Origin of the sequence: Streptomyces sp. Qhu_M48 (genome assembly GCF_051305195.1) — a bacterium.
In the GTDB taxonomy this organism is placed as follows: Bacteria; Actinomycetota; Actinomycetes; order Streptomycetales; family Streptomycetaceae; genus Streptomyces.
This window is the reverse complement of sequence record NZ_CP195432.1, coordinates 2,858,852-2,875,463: the sequence shown is the minus strand read 5'-3', so window position 1 is coordinate 2,875,463 and position 16,612 is coordinate 2,858,852. Positions and strand designations below refer to the sequence as shown.

Below are 16,612 nucleotides of genomic sequence, written 5' to 3'. Positions count from 1 at the left end.
GGACGGTCGTGCGCCTGCGCACCGTTCCTCACCGAATCCGACACCCATCCCCTTGTCTCCTGCGGAAGGACCGGCCCCGGCGGTGACTGACAACCAGAACCTCCTCGCGGAGCAGCGGCGTGCCCTGATCCTCGACGAGGTACGGCGGCGCGGCGGTGTACGGGTCAACGAACTGACCCGCCGCCTGAACGTCTCGGACATGACGATCCGCCGCGACCTGGACGCGCTGGCCCGGCAGGGCATGCTGGCGAAGGTGCACGGCGGGGCCGTTCCCGTGGTGGAGGCGAGCACCCACGAGCCGGGCTTCGAGGCGAAGTCGGTGCTCGAGCCCAGTGCCAAGGACGAGATCGCGCGGGCGGCGGCGGCCCTGGTCGCGCCGGGCACGGCGATCGCCCTCTCCGGCGGTACGACGACCTACGCCCTCGCCCGCCACCTGCTCGACGTGCCCGACCTGACGGTGGTGACCAACTCGGTACGGGTCGCCGACGTGTTCCACGAGGCCCATCTCGCGGGCGGTGGCGGTGAGTCGCGGCGCGGGGCGGCGACGGTCGTCCTGACGGGCGGGATGCGCACGCCCTCCGACGCGCTGGTGGGTCCGGTGGCGGACCGGGCGATCCGCTCGCTCCACTTCGACCTGCTGTTCCTCGGGGTGCACGGGATCTCGGTGGAGGCGGGGCTCTCGACGCCGAACCTGGCGGAGGCGGAGACCAACGGGTGCCTGATGCGTTCGGCGCGCCGGGTGGTGGTCGTCGCCGACCACACCAAGTGGGGCACGGTGGGACTGAGTTCGTTCGGCGCGCTGGACGAGGTGGACACCTGGGTGACGGACGGCGGCCTGCCCCCGGGCGTACGGACCGAGGTCACGGAGCACCTGCCGGGACTCGTGGTGGCGGGCGAGGAGCAGGCGTGAGCGTCTTCCGGGTCGAGCGGACGGCGCCGCTGGCGCCCGAGGAGACGTGGCGGCGGCTCACGGACTGGCCGGCCCACGGCCGTCAGGTGCCGCTGACCCGGACGAGGGTGCTGACGCCGGGGCCGAACCGGGCGGGGACCCGGTTCACCGCCCGCACCGGGCTCGGCCGGCTCGCGTTCGACGACCCGATGGAGGTCGTGCGCTGGGAGCCTCCGGCGGCGGGCCGGTCCGGGGCGTGCCGGCTGGAGAAGTCGGGCCGGCTGGTCAGGGGCTGGGCGCTCGTCGAGGTGATGGATTCGGGCGACGGCGGCAGCCGGGTGGTGTGGACGGAGGAGTTGTCGGTACGCGGGGTGCCCCGGGTCTTCGATCCGGTGCTGTCGCGAGCGGGACGGTTCCTCTTCGGCCGCGCGGTGGACGGGCTGCTGCGGAAGGGCTGAGCATCCCCGGGGGAGGCAGTGACCGACCTCGGCGGAGAGGCGGCCGCCGACGTGGCTTTCGTGGACCTGGTGGCCGTCGACGTGGTGTCCGTAGACATGGCGGCCGCCGACGTGGAGGCCGTCAAGGGGCGGGACCCGGGGGCCTCGGCCTCCGCCGCCCCCTGTGCTGTTGACAGCATGTCAGCTAAGGTCGCACTTCCGTCCGCGACCCGGGAGGTACGGTCCATGGCACGCCGACTCAGGCCGGTGGAGCTCGACTTCACCGCGTCCGCACCCGTCCGCCTGGTCCTCACCGCGACCCTGACGGCCCCACCGGCCGCCGTCTTCCGGTCGCTCGCGGTGGAGGTGGGCAGTTGGCCGCACTGGTTCACCGCGATCACCTCCGCCGTCCCGACGGGGGACGGCGCGGGCCGTACCGTCCGGCTGCGCGGCGGGGTCCACTTCGAGGAGACGATCCTGGCCGCCGAGCCGGAGGTCCGCTACGCCTACCGGGTGGACCGGACGAACGCGCCCGGGGTCACCGCCATGGCGGAGGAGTGGCACCTCTCCCCCGCCGGGACCGGAACCCGGCTGCGCTGGACGATGGCCGTCGACGGCGCCGCCCCGCTCCGGATCGGGCTCCGCCTCGCCGGGCCGGGCGTGGGGCTGTCCTTCCGGGACGCCGCGCGCAGGCTCGACCGGCGGCTCACTCCGGCCAGACCCCGGTCGCCAGGAACCGTTCGATAGCGGCGCTGTAGGGGGCGATGTCCAGCCCCTGGGCGGCCAGCCAGTCGTCGGAGTAGTACTTGTCGAGGTAGCGCTCGCCCGGGTCGCAGATGAGCGTGACGACGCTGCCGGTCCGCTCGTGGGCGACCATCTCGGCGATGATCTTGAAGGAGCTCCACAGGCCGGTGCCGGTGGAACCGCCCGCCTTGCGGCCGATCGCGGTCTCCAGGGCACGGACGGCGGCGATGCTCGCCGCGTCGGGCACCTTCATCATGCGGTCGACGGCCCCGGGCACGAAGCTGGGCTCCATGCGGGGGCGGCCGATGCCCTCGATCCGCGAACCGCAGTCGGAGGTGGCGTGCGGGTCGTGGTGCGTCCAGCCGTCGAAGAAACAGGAGTTCTCGGGGTCGGCGACACAGATGCGGGTGTCGTGCTGCATGTAGTGGACGTAGCGGGCGATGGTCGCCGAGGTGCCGCCGGTGCCCGCGGTGGCCACGATCCAGGCGGGCTCCGGGTAGCGCTCCAACTTCAACTGCTGGTACATCGATTCGGCGATGTTGTTGTTGCCGCGCCAGTCCGTCGCCCGCTCCGCGTAGGTGAACTGGTCCATGTAGTGGCCGCCGGTGCGTTCGGCGAGCGCGGCGGCCTCCTCGTACATCGTGCGCGAGTCGTCGACGAAGTGGCACTGCCCGCCGTGGAACTCGATGAGCCGGCACTTCTCCGGGCTGGTCGTGCGGGGCATGACGGCGATGAAGGGGACGCCGATGAGCTTCGCGAAGTACGCCTCGGAGACGGCGGTCGAACCGCTGGAGGCCTCTATGACGGGCTTGCCCGGCCGGATCCAGCCGTTGCAGAGGCCGTACAGGAAGAGGGAGCGCGCGAGGCGGTGCTTGAGGCTGCCGGTGGGGTGGGTGGACTCGTCCTTGAGGTAGAGGTCGATGCCCCACTTCTCGGGCAGCGGGAAGCGGAGCAGATGCGTGTCGGCCGAGCGGTTGGCGTCGGCCTGGACCTTGCGGACGGCCTCCTTGAGCCAGGACCGGTACGCCGGATCGCTGCGGTCGACGTCGACGGTCACCGCGGCGGTGGCTGCGGCGATGGTCACGGCGCTCGCCGTACTGTTCTCCGCGCTGTTCTCCGTGGTGCTCATCCGCGCCTCTCCTCGGTGACTTCCATGGGGGTGCCCCCTGCCGACGATACCGCTCCCACCTGGGCAAACGTTTCCTTTGAGTCTCCATAGGGATGGCTTGCGGAAGGGCCACTGGTGCGGGCCGCGACGGCCCGGCACACTGGGAACGGCAACCGGGCGAGAGGGGCGGATCGGCATGTCGGAACCCGAGTTCAGCGCCAGGGGCGTGGGGATCGCCCGCTGGCTGCGTTCACTGACCCGCGCGGGCGAGGTACGGATCGAGGACGGCCGGCTCGCCCTGCTCACGAGCTACGGCAGCGAGATCGACAGCGCCCCCGTCGGCGCGGTCCGGGCGGGGCGCCCGTGGTTCGCGAAGCCCGACGAGGCGGTGGCCACCGTGAACGGCACCCGCTACCGGCTGACGCTGCACAGGAACGGCGACGCCGGGAACGACGACCACGAGGCGTCGGAGGAGCCCGGGCGCTTCCTGGCGGCCCTGAAGCGGGCGGCGGGGCGGCGGTGAGCTAGGACTCGGCTCTTCGGGCGGTCGCGCACCGACGGCCGACCGCCGTCGGTCACCCGTCGCGACGGGCGACCCGTCGCCGGTGCCCCGTCGCCGGTTGCCGGTTGCCGGTTGCCGCCGGTCGCCCGTCGCCGCGAGTTGCGGTGCGGTCACGGGTGGCTCACGCTGGAACCACCTCACCGAGGGTTGACCGGTGGTGACACAGCGTGCAGGTCGCCACCCTGCCATACCGCACCAGAGATCCGAATCTTCGTCTTCTTCCGGACTACTTCGGGGAGTCGCAGCCGTGATCAGCGAGCCGAGCAGGTACTACGCGGTGGAGCTACAGGCCCTGCCGTCGCGGATCGGACAGGTCCGCAGGATCGTCTCCGCGCACCTCCGACATTGGCACGTCGACGCACTCGTCGACCATGCCGTGCTCGGTCTCACCGAGCTTCTGACCAACGTCCACCGGCACGCCCGGCCGGACAAGGGGTGCACCGTCGAGATCGAGCTGCTGCTCGACCGGCTGACGGTCTCCGTCCGGGACCACGACCCCCGCATACCGGAGGCGTGCACCCGGGACCCGCTCGACCCGGCCGAGGGCTTCGACGCCCTCGACGCCTGCGAGGAACTGGCCACCTCCGGCCGGGGGCTGGCCATCGTCGGCGCCGTCAGCGAGAGCTGGGGCGTGCGCTCGTGCGGGGCCGACGGCAAGGTCGTGTGGTTCACGCTCACGGCGCCGCCGTCGCCGAGCGACACGGTCGAGACGTGTCGGCAGGTCGGGTACGGCGCCGTGGCCGAGAGCGCCTTCACGGAGTACGGACCGTTCCCCGGTGTGCCCGTCGGCACCTCGGTCGCCCCGGTCCTGGCCCCGGTGGCCGCTCCGGCGCCCGCCGTCACACCCGCCGTCGTCACCGCCAGCGCGGTCCGGGCCGTCGTCATGGCGGCCCGCGCGGCCCACCGCCCGGCCCGTCCGGTCCCGGCGGGCTGAGCTGGCCACGCGGGCCTTGGGGCGGGGCGGGCGGTGGGCCGCGCGGGCCCGGACCCCGGTGCCTCGCGACCGTAGACGTTCCGGACTGTACCTACTGGTATGTACAGTGGCGGCATGAGCATGAACACGTCCGAGCGGCTGATCGAGGCGACCCGCGAGCTGCTGTGGGAGCGGGGATACGTGGGGACCAGCCCCAAGGCCGTCCAGCAGGCCGCCGGGGCGGGGCAGGGCAGCATGTACCACCACTTCGCGGGCAAGCCCGACCTGGCGCTCGCCGCGATCCGGCGCACGGCGGAGGAGATGGGGGCGGTGGCCGAGGCGGTCCTGGGCGGCGAGGGCACGGCGTACAGCCGGATCGAGGCCTACCTCCTGCGCGAGCGTGACGTCCTGCGCGGCTGCCCGGTGGGGCGGCTCACGATGGACCCCGAGGTCGTCGCCGAGCCCGCGCTGCGCGCCCCGATCGACGAGGTCATCGGCCGGCTGCGGATCCGGCTCGCCGAGGTCGTCCAGCAGGGCCTGGACCGTGGGGAGTTGAGCGGCTCCCTGGACGCGGACGAGACGGCGGCGACGGTCCTGGCGACCGTGCAGGGCGGGTACGTACTGGCCCGCGCCACGGGGTCGCGGGCGCCCTTCGACAGCGCGGTGCGGGGGCTGTTGGCCCTGCTCGCCCCTCGTGACGCCGACTGACCGTCCCCTCCGGAGAGAGAAACGGAGCCCCTTCCGTGCACGCGATGCAGTACGAGATCACCCTGCCCGCCGACTACGACATGGAGATCATCCGCAGACGCGTGGCGACGAGGGGGCATCTGCTCGACGCCTTTCCCGGGCTCGGTCTGAAGGCGTACCTGATACGGGAGCGGGGGGACGGGCCGTCGGAGTCGCCGTCGTCCCCCTCGGCGTCGGCGTCGGACTCGCCCGTCAACCAGTACGCGCCCTTCTATCTGTGGGCCACCCCCGAGGGCATGAACTCCTTCCTCTGGGGTCCGGGGTTCCAGGGCATCGTCGACGACTTCGGCCGGCCCGTGGTGCAGCACTGGACCGGGCTGTCGTACGAGGAAGGGCCCGCGGCCGCCTCGGTTCCGGGCACCGCGACGCGTCGCAGGACCCCGCTCGGGGAGGCCGTCCCGCCCGGCGCGGCGGTCGCCGACGCGGTGACCCGGCACGCGCGGGACGCACGGCGGGACGGGGTGGTGGCCTCCGCCCTCGCCGTGGATCCGCGCCACTGGGAGCTGCTGACCCTCACTCTCTGGGCGGGCGCGGAAGCGCCCGCCGACGAGGGCGAGCGCTTCCAGGTGCTGCACCTTTCGGCTCCCGGACGAGCGGGGTTGGGGGCGGGGCGGCAGCGGTGACCCGCGCCCTGCCGACCGCCGTTGCCCCTACGCCACCGCGACGAGGGTGAGGTACGTGATGCCGAGGACGCGCCGGTAGCCGTTCAGCCAGGTCGCGCGCTGCCGGTCGACGCGCTCGCGGGTCTCGGCCGCCAGCGGGTGGTCCGGGTGGGCGGCGAGCCACACCTCGGTGTCGTACCGGTAACCCGACTCGAACTCCTCCCACTCCTCCGCGCTCGCCGTCTCGATCCACGCGGGCCGGAACCCCGCCTCGATCGCGAGGTCGACCAGAGCACCGAGGGACAAGTGGTCCCCGACGTGCGCGCCGGGCCACATGGCGGCCAGCTCCGCCTCGGTGGGCGTGCGCTCCCAGAAACCCTCCCCGAGCACCACCCGCCCGCCCGGCCGCACCAGCCGGCGCAGCTCGCGCAGGGCGGCGGCGGGGTCGTGGGGCTGTTCGGGGTCGCACAGCGCCTGACTCGACCCGAGACAGAGGATCGCGTCGACGGGGCCCCGGCCCGTGCCGAGCGCCGACTCCTCGACGAACTCGACGCGGTCGGCGATCCCCCGCTCCTCGGCGAGCGCCCGGCCCCGGGCCAGGTCCTCGGCGTTGATGTCGATCCCCACCCCCTTGGCCCCCTGGGCGGCCTCCAGGACCCGCAGGAGCAACTCTCCCCAGCCGCAGCCGATGTCGAGCACGTCGGCGGGCCCCGTGTCGGCGAGCCGCCCGATCAGGCGGGTGGCGCGGGCCTCGGAGAGCGGGCCGTGGAAGGTGAGGCCGCCGAGGCGCGGAGGAAGATCGTTTTCTGAAGAGGTCATGAGGCGGAACGGTACGTCCTCCGGTCGCTCCGGCCCAGGGGGTTTCCCATCGGCCGGGACCCGCCCGGTCATAGAGCGCTCGCGGCGCCCACGGCCTAGCCTGGTACGGGTGTACACCACGCGCGTGTCCCGCCACATCGACGCTCCGCCCGCCACCGTCTACCGCGCCCTCCTCGACCCGGGGGCCGTCCCGCGCTGGCGGGTGCCGTACGGGATGACCTGCGAGGTGCACGACTTCGACGCGCGCGAAGGGGGAACGTTCCGGGTCTCCCTCACGTACGAGACGGCGGACGGCGTCGGCAAGTCGGGGGCGCGCACGGACACGTACCACGGGCGCTTCGTAGAGCTGCTGCCCGACGAACGTGTCGTCGAGATCCTCGAGTTCGAGACCCCCGACCCGCGCCTGCGGGGCGCCATGACCGTCACGACGACGCTGATCGCCCTGGAGGGCGGCACGGACGTGGTCCTCGTGCACGAAGGCGTTCCCGACGCCGTTCCCGACGCCGACAACGAGGCGGGCACGCGCACGGCCCTCGACCGGCTCGCCGCGCTCGTGGAGGAGCGGCCCTGACGTCAGACCGCTTCGCGGCCCAGTGCCGCCAGCGGGTCGTCCAGCACCGGCTGCCAGGCCAGTTCGGCCGCGCCGACGAGGCTGTTGTGGTCCAGGGTGCAGGGGAGGATCGGCACCCCGCCACTGCGGCCCCAGAGGCTCCGATCCGCCACGACCGCCCGGAGCCGCTCGGGGTCGGCGTCCAGGAGCTCGCGGTGCAGCCCCCCTAGGATGATGCGGTCGGGGTTGAGAATGTTCACCAGACCGGCGAGACCCAGTCCCAGACGGTCGATCAACTCCCCCACCGCGACCCGGACCCCCGGATCATCGGGGCTGGTGCGCAACAGGTCACGGGACTGCTGGAGCAGCGAGACCTCAGGTCCCGGCGCGCGGCCCGCCACCGTCAGGAAGGCGAGCGGGTCGGTCTCGACGTCCAGACATCCCCGGCTGCCGCAGTGACAGGGACGGCCCTCCGGATTGACCGTGAGGTGACCCACCTCCAGGGCGAGGCCCGCGCTGCCGGTGTGCAGGCGGCCGTCGAGGACCAGCGCGCCGCCGACACCCCGGTGGCCGGTGGCCACGCAGAGCAGGTCCCTGGCGCCACGGCCCGCGCCGTGGCGGTGCTCGGCCAGGGCCGCGAGGTTCACGTCGTTGCCGGTGAAGGCCGGACCCTCGATACCGGCGGCCCGTACCCGCTCGGCGAAGATCTGCCGCACCTGCGCTCCGGCCGGCCAGGCGAGGTGCAGCGGGTTGAGCGCGGTGCCTTCGGGCTCCGCGACGGCGGAGGGGGCGGCGAGGCCCGCGCCGACGCAGCGGCGGCCGGTCTCGTGCAGCAGGGCCGCACCCGCGTCGACCACGGCGCCGAGGACCTGGGCCGGGTCCGCGGAGACGGTGACGCAGCCGGGGGCGGTGGCGACGATGGTGCCGCCGAGACCGACGAGAGCGGCGCGGAAGCCGTCCGCGTGCACCTGGGCGGCCAGGGCGACGGGGCCCTTCTCGTCCACGGCGAGACGGTGGGACGGCCGGCCCTGGGATCCGGCGGCGGCGCCGGGGTTGGAGTCGACGCGGATGAGGCCGAGAGCCTCCAGCTCGGCGGCGACGGCGCCGGCGGTGGCTCGGGTGACGCCGAGTTCGGCGGTGAGGACGGCCCTGGTGGGTGCCCTGCCGGTGTGCACCAGCTCCAGTGCGGGGCCGAGCGCGTTGCGCCCTCTGTCCAGCCGTGTCCGGGTCGTCGTCGCCTTGCCGTTCATGGGGGCGAGTCTCCCATGATCAGGGGGTGGGGCGGTTCCGGGTGGGGGTCTGGGGGGGGCGGGAGGGTGGTCGGACTGTCTGTGGTGGGGCTGGGGGGTGGTGTTCCGGTGGGGCGGGGCGGTGGTGGCCCGGTGGGGCGGGGTGGTGGCCCGTGGTGGGGTTCCCGGTCGGGGGTGGGGCGTCTCCGCCCGGGGGTGGGCCGTGGGGGCCGCTCCGGGGCCGTGTCCGGGACTGCATGATTTACGGCGCGTTCTGGGCCTTGGAACGTGGGCGCACTTCCTACGCGCCACAAATCACGCTCTACGTCCCGAACACGGCCCCCGCGCGTCCCCCACTCCCGCGCGTGGCCGGCTGACCCGTGGAGGACTGACCCGTCGGAGGAGCGACCCGCCGGAGGAGCGATCCGCCGGGAGGGCTCACCCCGTCGGGATGACTGACCCGCCTGGAGGGCTGGCCCCGAAGCCGAGCTTGGAGGTCGAGTCCGGAGGCCGAGAGCCGTGGGTGGGGTGGGTGCCCCGTAGGGGTTGGCGTGGGTGGGGTGGGGGTCCATGCGGGCCGGCGTCGATCGCGTCCTGGGGTGGGTGGCTCGTTGGGGCTCCTGGCGTGGTGGGCGAGGGGGCCGTGGGGTGAGTGGCGTCGGGTGGGGCTCGTGTGTGGGGGTCTCGGGGTTCGTTCGCCGTTCGCTTGATTGCGGGTGGGGCATCCCCCTATCCTGAGTTTGTGCCGCTACTAAACAAAGTACGGACGGCCACATCAGGGGGCTCCGGCGGAGACACCGTCGCGCACTCCCTGTCCCGCCTCCGCCTCGCCCTGACCCTCTTCTTCGCCCTCGACGGCTTCCTGTTCGCCGGCTGGGTCGTCCGGATTCCCGCCGTCAAGCAGCAGACCGGCGCCTCCGCCGGCGATCTCGGCCTCGCCCTCCTCGGAGTGTCCGCCGGTGCCGTCATCACCATGACGCTGACGGGTCGCCTCTGCCGTCGGTACGGCTCCCATGCCGTCACCGTCACCACCGCCGTACTCCTCTCGTTCTCCGTCGCCCTGCCGGCGCTCACCCGGTCCCCGCTCGCGCTCGGCCTCGTCCTGCTCGTCTTCGGCGCCGCGTACGGCGGGATCAACGTCGCCATGAACAGCGCCGCCGTCGATCTCGTGGCCGCGCTCCGGCGCCCCGTGATGCCGAGCTTCCACGCCGCGTTCAGCCTCGGCGGCATGATCGGCGCAGGGCTCGGCGGGCTGCTCGCCGGAGGGCTCTCCCCCACCACGCATCTGCTCGGGCTCACCGTCGTCGGCCTGGCTCTGACCGCGGTCGCCGGGCCCGTACTCCTGCGTCACCCCTCCCCCGGGCCGCGGCCCGAGTCCCTCGCGGCCGGTGCCGGGGACGGACCGTCGCGCGGATCCCGCCGTGTCGTCGTCGTCTTCGGGGTCATCGCGCTCTGCACGGCGTACGGCGAAGGGGCACTCGCCGACTGGGGGGCGCTCCACCTGGAGCAGGATCTGGGCGCGCACCCCGGGGTGGCCGCCGCCGGATACTCCGTCTTCGCGTTGACCATGACCGCGGGCCGGCTCTCCGGAACCGCCCTGCTCGAACGCCTCGGCCAGACCCGCACCCTGGTCGCGGGCGGTGCGACGGCCGCGGCGGGCATGCTGCTCGGCGCGCTCGCGCCGACCGTCTGGGCCACCCTGCTGGGCTTCGCGGTCACCGGTCTCGGTCTCGCCAACATCTTCCCCGTCGCCGTGGCCCGCGCCGGCGCCGTCGCCGGTCCCGCCGGGGTCGCGACCGCGTCCACGCTCGGGTACGGGGGAATGCTCCTCGGTCCGCCGTCGATCGGGTTCCTCGCCGACTGGTTCTCCCTGCCGGTGGCCCTCACGACGGTCGCCGCGCTCGCCGCCGGCGCCGCCGTGATGGGGTACTGGGCCCGTAACGCGGGAGCCCCGCAGGCGAGTTGAGGGCCGTACTCCTGGTGCGACGTCGGGTGCGGGCTGCCAGAATCCGGCCTTGGAGATGAAGAGTTCCGAGCCCCGGACCCTGCGGGTGCGGGCGAGCGACACGGGCGACGTCTGGACCGTGCGGCTCTCGGCCGAGCGGCCCCGGGCGGAACGCGGTGGCGGGGCGGCGGAAGCCGACACCGAACTGAGCGGTCCCGCCGACCGGTTGTACCTGACCCTGTGGAACCGGCTGCCCGTCGGCGCCGTGACGATCACCGGGGACGAGGGGCTCGCCCGGCTGTGGCGCGAGACCTCGGGGATCGGGTGATCTAGGCCAGCATCCGGGTCAGTACGTCGCGCTGCAGCGGCAGTACCTCCGCGTGGCGGGCAAGGCCCTTCTCGGTCAGCCTCACCTGGACACCGCGCCGGTCCTCGGGGCACATCCCGCGCAGGACCAGGCCGTCCTTCTCCAGGCGCGCGACCAGCCGGGACAGGGCGCTCTGACTGAGATGGACCCGTCCGGCCAGCTCCTGGACGCGCCAGGAGGCCGGGCCGTCCTCGGCCGCGCCCTCGGCGAGGACGTCGAGGACCTCGAAGTCGCTGGCTCCGAGTCCGTGGGGATGGAGCGCCCGGTCGAGCTCACAGGTCGTACGGGCGTGCAGGGCGAGGACGTCACGCCACTCGTCCACGAGCGCGCGTTCGGACTTGTTCGCTGCCATGACCGCACGTTAGCAGAAACGACCTCTTTTGTTGCACGGGAATTAAATGCACTTGCATTCAATGCATGCGCATGTACCGTGCTGCCCATGACCTCTCCGCTCACCGACGCGCCCGACTCCGTCCAGGAACGCTGGAGTCCGCGTCTCTGGGGCACCCTGCTCGTGCTCTGCGCCGCGATGTTCCTCGACGCCCTCGACGTCTCCATGGTCGGCGTCGCCCTGCCCTCGATCGCCACCGACCTCGGCCTCTCCACCGCCACCCTCCAGTGGATCGTGAGCGGCTACATCCTCGGCTACGGAGGCCTGCTGCTCCTCGGTGGCCGCGCCGCCGACCTGCTCGGCCGCCGCCGGGTCTTCCTCATCGCCCTCGCCGTCTTCGCGCTCGCCTCCCTGCTCGGCGGCCTCGTCGACTCCGGACCGCTGCTGATCGCCAGCCGCTTCATCAAGGGCCTCAGCGCCGCCTTCACCGCCCCCGCCGGCCTGTCGATCATCACCACGACCTTCAAGGAGGGCCCCAGCGCAACCGCGCCCTGGCCATCTACACCACCTGCGCGGCCACCGGCTTCTCCATGGGCCTGGTCCTGTCCGGGCTGCTCACCGAGCTGAGCTGGCGCTGGACCATGCTGCTCCCCGCCCCCGTCGCCCTGATCGCCCTCGTCTTCGCGCTGCGCCTCATCCCGCACAGTGCCCGCGAGGACTCCGTCGGCGGCTACGACCTGCCGGGCGCCGTCACCGGCACGTCCGCGATGCTGCTGCTCGTCTTCACCGTCGTCCAGGCCCCCGAGGTCGGCTGGACCTCCGCCCGCACCCTGCTGTCCTTCCTGGCGGCCGCCGCCCTGCTCGTCTCCTTCGCCCTGATCGAACGGCGCAGCGCGAGTCCCCTCGTACGGCTCGGGGTGCTGCGTTCCGGCTCGCAGGTACGGGCCCAGCTCGGCGCCGCCGCGTTCTTCGGCTCGTACGTCGCCTTCCAGTTCATCGTCACCCAGTACATGCAGTCCCTGCTCCACTGGTCCGCGCTCCAGACGGCCCTCGCCTTCCTGCCCGCCGGTGTGCTCGTGGCCCTCTCGTCCACGAAGATCGGCGGCATCGTGGACCGCTTCGGCACGCCCCGGGTCATCGCCACCGGCTTCACGCTGCTCGTCGTCGCGTACGCGCTGTTCCTGCGGATCTCGCTCACCCCGCAGTACGCCGCGGTCATCCTGCCGTCGATGCTGCTCCTCGGCGCTGCCTGCGCCCTGGTGTTCCCCTCGCTCAACATCCAGGCCACCAACGGCGTGGACGACCACGAGCAGGGCATGGTGTCGGGGCTGCTCAACACCTCGATCCAGGTCGGCGGCGCGCTGTTCCTCGCCGTCGTCACCGCCGTGATCACGGCGGACGGCGCCGAGGGGGCCGCCTCCCCGCAGGCGGTCCTGGACCACTACCGTCCGGGCCTGGCCGTCGTCACCGTCATCGCGCTGGCCGGGCTGCTCATCACCCTGCCCGGGCTCCGGAGGCAGCGGGGCGGGGAACCGTCGGTCGTGGTGGCCCGTTCCACGCCCGCCGAGGCGAGCGGGACGGCCGCCGAGGACGCTCCCGCGAAGGTCGCCGTCCGCGACTGAGGCACGGCGCTCGCTCAGCCCAGCCGGCCGGGCCTGCGAGAGTGTCGGCGTCGGCCTTGACGACGTACACCTCCCAGGACTCCTTTCCGGGTCCGTGGACCCACACCTTGTCCTGGAGGGCGTAGCAGCAGGAGGTGTCGGTCTCCGGGAGGGTGGCCAGACCGGCCCGCGCCAGCCGGTCGGTGGCGGCGGCGACGTCCTCGGTGGAGCCGACCTCGACGCCGAGGTGGTCGAGGCGGGTGTCCTCACCCGCCTCGCCCTCGATGAGGACGAGCTTGAGCGGCGGCTCGACGAGGGCGAAGTTCGCGTAGCCGGGGCGACGCTTGGCGGGCTCCGCGCCGAACAGCCTGGAGTAGAAGGCGATCGATCCTTCGAGGTCGGCGACGCGCAGGGCGAGCTGAACACGTGACATGACGGGGCTCCCCGATCGGGTTCCTGTACGGCGATCACCTGGGCCACGGCATCGAACGCCGCGAACCTTGTATCGATGACTGTCGATATCTTGCTCCCCAGGTTGCCCCTGGAGAGACAGCCGTCAATGTCGACACATGTCGAATATGAAGCTGCCGCTGCTCGAACCGGACGGCGCCGAGGCCTGCTGCTCGCCGATGGTCCGGGAGCCCCTGGGCGCGGAGGCCGCCGTCGACCTCGCGCGGATGTTCAAGGCTCTGGCCGACCCCGTCCGCCTCCGACTGCTGTCCCTGATCGCCTCGCACGAGGGCGGCGAGGCCTGTGTCTGCGATCTGACCGGGCCTTTCGACGTTTCCCAGCCGACCATCTCCCACCATCTGAAGGTGCTCCGGGAGGCCGGTCTGGTCGGCTCCGAGCGGCGCGGGACCTGGGTCTACTACTGGGTGCTGCCCGCCGCCCTGACGCGACTCTCCTCGCTGCTCCGGGCTCCCGGGGAGGCGACCTCGGGGCCCGTCGCGCCCGAGGGGGCGGTGGAGTCGGTCGCGGCGGTCGAATCGCTCGGGGCAGCCGGGGCGGCGGGGACCGCCGGGGCCTCCCGGTGAGTTCCACGGCTCCGCTCGGGCGCCGTGCGGCTGCCGAGTTCGTCGGCACCGGCGCACTCGTCGCCGTGGTGGTGGGCTCCGGAATCCAGGCCTCCCGGCTCAGCGAGGACGTCGGAGTGCAGCTGCTCGCCAACGCGGTGGCGACCGTGTTCGGCCTCGGCGTCCTCATCGCCCCTGCTCGGCCCCGTCTCGGGCGCCCACTTCAACCCGGTCGTCACCCTGGCGTCCTGGGCGACCGGCCGCCGCTCCGGCGACGGCGCCGGCCCGCGCGGGCGCGAGGTCGCCGCCTACCTGCCCGCACAGATCGCCGGGGCGGGCCTCGGCGCGGTCCTCGCGGACGCGATGTTCGCCGAGCCGCTGGTCCGGTGGTCCACGCACGAGCGGTCCGCCCCGCACCTGTGGCTGGGTGAGGTCGTGGCGACCCCGGGCCTTGTGCTGCTGATCCTCGGACTGAACCGGGCCGGGCGCGCGCACCTCGCCCCTGCCGCCGTGGCCGCCTACATCGGCTCGGCCTACTGGTTCACCTCGTCCACCAGTTTCGCCAACCCGGCCGTCACCGCCGGCCGCGCCCTCACCGACACCTTCGCCGGCATCGCACCCGGCTCGGTGCCGATGTTCGTCGTGGCCCAGCTGGGCGGACTGATCGCCGGACTCGCCCTGTTCGGCCCGCTCTTCGGCCGCCGCACGGCCGGGTCCGGGTCCGCGGTCGCATCCGCCGGCGCGACCGCGACCGTACCCGCACCCGAGCCCGCGGCCGTACCCGGTCCCGCACCGGAGCCCGCGGTCCCGCCCACGTCCGTCCCCGTACTCCCGTCTCCTCCCGCCCGTGAAGGAAGTGCCCACCCGTGAGCGCCACCCCGGTCCCGTCCGTCCTGTTCGTCTGTGTGCACAACGCCGGACGCTCCCAGATGGCCGCCGCGTTCCTCACCCACCTCGGGCGGGGAGGCGTCCAGGTGCGCTCGGCCGGGTCCGCTCCGGCCGACGCGGTGAACCCGGCCGTCGTCGAAGCCCTCGACGAGGTCGGGATCGACATCTCGGCCGAGACCCCGAAGGTGCTCACCGTCGAGGCGGTGCGGGAATCCGACGTGGTCGTCACCATGGGCTGCGGCGACGCCTGCCCGTACTTCCCGGGCAAGCGGTATCTGGACTGGCGCCTGGACGACCCGGCCGGCCAGGGCGTCGCCGCCGTCCGGCCGATCCGCGACCGGATCGAGCACCTCGTACGGGAACTGCTCGCCGACCTCGGCATCGAGGGGGCTGCCGCGTGACCGGCAGCGTGACCGGTCGGGCCGGGGACTCCGCCACCGGTCGGGCCGAGGGGTCCGTGCGGATCGCCGCGATGCTGCCCGCGCACGCCGATCAGGTGCGGGAGATCTACCGGCTCGGCATCGGGGGCGGCGACGCCACGTTCGAGACGGCCTGGGAGGCGTTCGACGGCACCCGGGCACCGGGACACCGTCTGGTGGCCGTCGACGAGGACGGCCGGGTCCTCGGCTGGGCGGCCGTCACGCCCCTCTCCGACCGGTGCGTGTACGCCGGAGTCGTCGAGCACTCCGTCTACGTACACCCCGACGCCCGTGGTCGCGGCACCGGACTGGCCCTGCTCACGGAGCTGCTGGCGTCCACCGAGGCGGCCGGGGTCTGGACGGTCCAGTCGGGCATCTTCCCGGAGAACACGGCCAGCCTCGCCCTCCACACGAGGGCCGGCTTCCGCGTCGTCGGCACCCGCGAGCGGCTGGGGCGCCACCGGGGAGTCTGGCGGGACGTCGTCCTCGTCGAACGCCGTAGCCCCGCGATCGACTGACCGGACCCCGGGCGCTCCCGCGCACCGCGCCGGGCCCTCCCGCGCACCCCGCCGGGCGCTCCCGCAGCCCGCGTCCGGCTCAGCCGCGCGGCAGCAGGCCCACGTCCTGGCCGAGTCGGCGTGCGGCCGTCGCGAAGAACGTGTCACGGTCCTCGACGATGTTCTGGAAGTGGCCGAACACCTCGAAGGAGACGAGGCCGAACAGCTGCGACCAGGCGGCCACGAGCGTGACCGCGAGGGCCGGCGGGAGATCCGGGGCGACGTCGGCGGCCAGGCGGGCGGCTTCGGGGGCGAGCGCCTCCGGGAGCGGGGCGAGGGCGACGCCCTCGCCGTGGTGCGCGCCACGGGTGATCTCGATGAGGACGAGGCCGACGCGGGCGGCGGGTCCGATGGTGTCCTGGGGCGCCGTGTAGCCGGGCACCGGGGAGCCGTAGATCAGGGCGTACTCGTGCGGGTGGGCGACGGCCCAGGCGCGGACCGCCCGGCAGACCGCGGTCCAGCGGTCCAGGGGCCGCTGCCCGGCGGTCGCCGAGGCCGCCTGTTCGGCGGCGGCGCCGAGGGCGTCGTAGGCGTCGACGATCAGGGCGGTGAGCAGGTCGTCGCGGCTCGGGAAGTAGCGGTAGAGCGCGGACGACACCATGTCCAGCTCGCGGGCGACCGCCCGCAGGGACAGCTTGGCGGCGCCTTCGGCGGCGAGCTGGGTGCGGGCCTCGCCCTTGATGGCGGCGGTGATCTCGATGCGGGCGCGGGCGCGGGCTCCTTGAACGGTCGTCATGGAGAGCAGTGTATCCACTTTCGGAGCGGTGATTCGAAATGAGAGCACTGCTCTTGCCCGGAGGCGCGGACGCGTGCACACTGGTCTCAAGCGAGAGCAGTGCTCACACTTTGCTTCCGCGGCCGCCCTCGGCTCCGATCCCGCCCGCAGGAGGA

At 73.3% G+C, this 16,612-nt stretch carries 19 protein-coding genes and 3 pseudogenes; 16 read left to right on the top strand and 6 right to left on the bottom strand.

The features are described 5' to 3' along the window. Window positions 1–82 precede the first annotated feature (82 nt). The 3 genes from ACRRSS_RS13370 to ACRRSS_RS13360 all read left to right on the top strand — a co-directional run bounded on the left by ACRRSS_RS13370 (window position 83) and on the right by ACRRSS_RS13360 (window position 2,073). Window positions 83–910, top strand: coding sequence for a DeoR/GlpR family DNA-binding transcription regulator (locus ACRRSS_RS13370; protein ID WP_435971414.1), 828 nt, complete (start codon window positions 83–85; stop codon window positions 908–910). Beyond that, window positions 907–1,347 carry an SRPBCC family protein gene (locus ACRRSS_RS13365; protein ID WP_435971413.1) on the top strand — a complete coding sequence of 147 codons (441 nt, stop codon included), beginning with the start codon at window positions 907–909 and terminating at the stop codon, window positions 1,345–1,347. The genes ACRRSS_RS13370 and ACRRSS_RS13365 overlap by 4 nt, the downstream gene beginning before the upstream one ends. Window positions 1,348–1,572: 225 nt before the next feature. Next, window positions 1,573–2,073, top strand: coding sequence for an SRPBCC family protein (locus ACRRSS_RS13360; protein ID WP_435975321.1), 501 nt, complete (start codon window positions 1,573–1,575; stop codon window positions 2,071–2,073). Here ACRRSS_RS13360 and ACRRSS_RS13355 read toward each other — a convergent pair. Then, a complete protein-coding gene (locus tag ACRRSS_RS13355) occupies window positions 2,033–3,199 on the bottom strand; it encodes a PLP-dependent cysteine synthase family protein (protein ID WP_435971412.1) in 1,167 nt (388 codons plus the stop codon). The two genes, ACRRSS_RS13360 and ACRRSS_RS13355, sit on opposite strands and share 41 nt — an antisense overlap. Window positions 3,200–3,374: 175 nt before the next feature. On the opposite strand from ACRRSS_RS13355, the gene ACRRSS_RS13350 reads away from it, so the two are divergent. From ACRRSS_RS13350 to ACRRSS_RS13335, 4 genes are all read left to right on the top strand, one after another. Next, window positions 3,375–3,701, top strand: a complete 327-nt coding sequence (locus ACRRSS_RS13350) for a hypothetical protein (RefSeq protein WP_435971411.1) — start codon at window positions 3,375–3,377, stop codon at window positions 3,699–3,701. Window positions 3,702–3,987: 286 nt separating this feature from the next. After that, a complete protein-coding gene (locus ACRRSS_RS13345; protein WP_435971410.1) occupies window positions 3,988–4,674 on the top strand; it encodes an ATP-binding protein in 687 nt (228 codons plus the stop codon). A 99-nt stretch (window positions 4,675–4,773) separates the two neighbouring features. Beyond that, entirely contained in the window at window positions 4,774–5,361 is a 588-nt protein-coding gene (locus tag ACRRSS_RS13340; RefSeq protein ID WP_435971409.1) for a TetR/AcrR family transcriptional regulator, read from the top strand. A 35-nt stretch (window positions 5,362–5,396) separates the two neighbouring features. Beyond that, window positions 5,397–6,023: a DUF4865 family protein gene (locus ACRRSS_RS13335; protein WP_435971408.1), complete on the top strand. Its 627-nt coding sequence runs from the start codon at window positions 5,397–5,399 to the stop codon at window positions 6,021–6,023. Between the two features lie 27 nt (window positions 6,024–6,050). Here the strand turns inward: ACRRSS_RS13335 and ACRRSS_RS13330 are convergent, their stop codons facing one another. Next, the gene (locus ACRRSS_RS13330; protein ID WP_435971407.1) at window positions 6,051–6,821 is read right to left on the bottom strand and encodes an SAM-dependent methyltransferase; all 771 of its coding nucleotides are present in this window, start codon (window positions 6,819–6,821) and stop codon (window positions 6,051–6,053) included. A 109-nt stretch (window positions 6,822–6,930) separates the two neighbouring features. Between ACRRSS_RS13330 and ACRRSS_RS13325 the strand changes: the two genes are divergently transcribed. Beyond that, window positions 6,931–7,392: an SRPBCC family protein gene (locus ACRRSS_RS13325; RefSeq protein WP_435971406.1), complete on the top strand. Its 462-nt coding sequence runs from the start codon at window positions 6,931–6,933 to the stop codon at window positions 7,390–7,392. Between the two features lie 2 nt (window positions 7,393–7,394). On the opposite strand, the gene ACRRSS_RS13320 is transcribed toward ACRRSS_RS13325, so the two are convergent. Continuing rightward, a complete protein-coding gene (locus ACRRSS_RS13320) occupies window positions 7,395–8,621 on the bottom strand; it encodes an ROK family protein (protein ID WP_435971405.1) in 1,227 nt (408 codons plus the stop codon). 721 nt (window positions 8,622–9,342) lie between these two features. On the opposite strand from ACRRSS_RS13320, the gene ACRRSS_RS13315 reads away from it, so the two are divergent. Both ACRRSS_RS13315 and ACRRSS_RS13310 read left to right on the top strand, forming a co-directional pair. Next, window positions 9,343–10,566, top strand: coding sequence for an MFS transporter (locus ACRRSS_RS13315; protein WP_435971404.1), 1,224 nt, complete (start codon window positions 9,343–9,345; stop codon window positions 10,564–10,566). Between the two features lie 34 nt (window positions 10,567–10,600). Beyond that, a pseudogene (locus ACRRSS_RS13310) lies at window positions 10,601–10,873 on the top strand (maleylpyruvate isomerase family mycothiol-dependent enzyme); the annotation flags it as partial. A 1-nt stretch (window position 10,874) separates the two neighbouring features. Here the strand turns inward: ACRRSS_RS13310 and ACRRSS_RS13305 are convergent. Beyond that, on the bottom strand, window positions 10,875–11,264 hold the full coding sequence (locus ACRRSS_RS13305) for a MarR family winged helix-turn-helix transcriptional regulator (protein ID WP_435971403.1): 390 nt from the start codon (window positions 11,262–11,264) through the stop codon (window positions 10,875–10,877). Window positions 11,265–11,351: 87 nt separating this feature from the next. On the opposite strand from ACRRSS_RS13305, the gene ACRRSS_RS13300 reads away from it, so the two are divergent. Further along, window positions 11,352–11,870 (top strand): MFS transporter, encoded by a 519-nt coding sequence (locus ACRRSS_RS13300; RefSeq protein ID WP_435971402.1) that lies wholly within the window; start codon window positions 11,352–11,354, stop codon window positions 11,868–11,870. Continuing rightward, window positions 11,834–12,550, top strand: a pseudogene (locus ACRRSS_RS13295) (MFS transporter); the annotation flags it as partial. The gene ACRRSS_RS13300 and the pseudogene ACRRSS_RS13295, both read left to right, overlap by 37 nt. Before the next feature lie 187 nt (window positions 12,551–12,737). Here the strand turns inward: ACRRSS_RS13295 and ACRRSS_RS13290 are convergent. Continuing rightward, window positions 12,738–13,277, bottom strand: a complete 540-nt coding sequence (locus ACRRSS_RS13290) for an ArsI/CadI family heavy metal resistance metalloenzyme (RefSeq protein ID WP_435971401.1) — start codon at window positions 13,275–13,277, stop codon at window positions 12,738–12,740. A 196-nt stretch (window positions 13,278–13,473) separates the two neighbouring features. Between ACRRSS_RS13290 and ACRRSS_RS13285 the strand changes: the two genes are divergently transcribed. From ACRRSS_RS13285 to ACRRSS_RS13270, 4 genes and pseudogenes are all read left to right on the top strand, one after another. Next, the gene (locus ACRRSS_RS13285; RefSeq protein WP_435975320.1) at window positions 13,474–13,878 is read left to right on the top strand and encodes an ArsR/SmtB family transcription factor; all 405 of its coding nucleotides are present in this window, start codon (window positions 13,474–13,476) and stop codon (window positions 13,876–13,878) included. Further along, a pseudogene (locus ACRRSS_RS13280) lies at window positions 13,875–14,559 on the top strand (aquaporin); the annotation flags it as partial. The gene ACRRSS_RS13285 and the pseudogene ACRRSS_RS13280, both read left to right, overlap by 4 nt. Window positions 14,560–14,723: 164 nt before the next feature. Next, a complete protein-coding gene (locus tag ACRRSS_RS13275; protein ID WP_435971400.1) occupies window positions 14,724–15,146 on the top strand; it encodes an arsenate reductase ArsC in 423 nt (140 codons plus the stop codon). A 71-nt stretch (window positions 15,147–15,217) separates the two neighbouring features. Continuing rightward, window positions 15,218–15,682 (top strand): N-acetyltransferase family protein, encoded by a 465-nt coding sequence (locus ACRRSS_RS13270; RefSeq protein ID WP_435975319.1) that lies wholly within the window; start codon window positions 15,218–15,220, stop codon window positions 15,680–15,682. A gap of 79 nt (window positions 15,683–15,761) precedes the next feature. Here ACRRSS_RS13270 and ACRRSS_RS13265 read toward each other — a convergent pair whose 3' ends face one another. Continuing rightward, window positions 15,762–16,457 (bottom strand): TetR/AcrR family transcriptional regulator, encoded by a 696-nt coding sequence (locus ACRRSS_RS13265; RefSeq protein WP_435971399.1) that lies wholly within the window; start codon window positions 16,455–16,457, stop codon window positions 15,762–15,764. Between the last annotated feature and the right edge of the window lie 155 nt (window positions 16,458–16,612).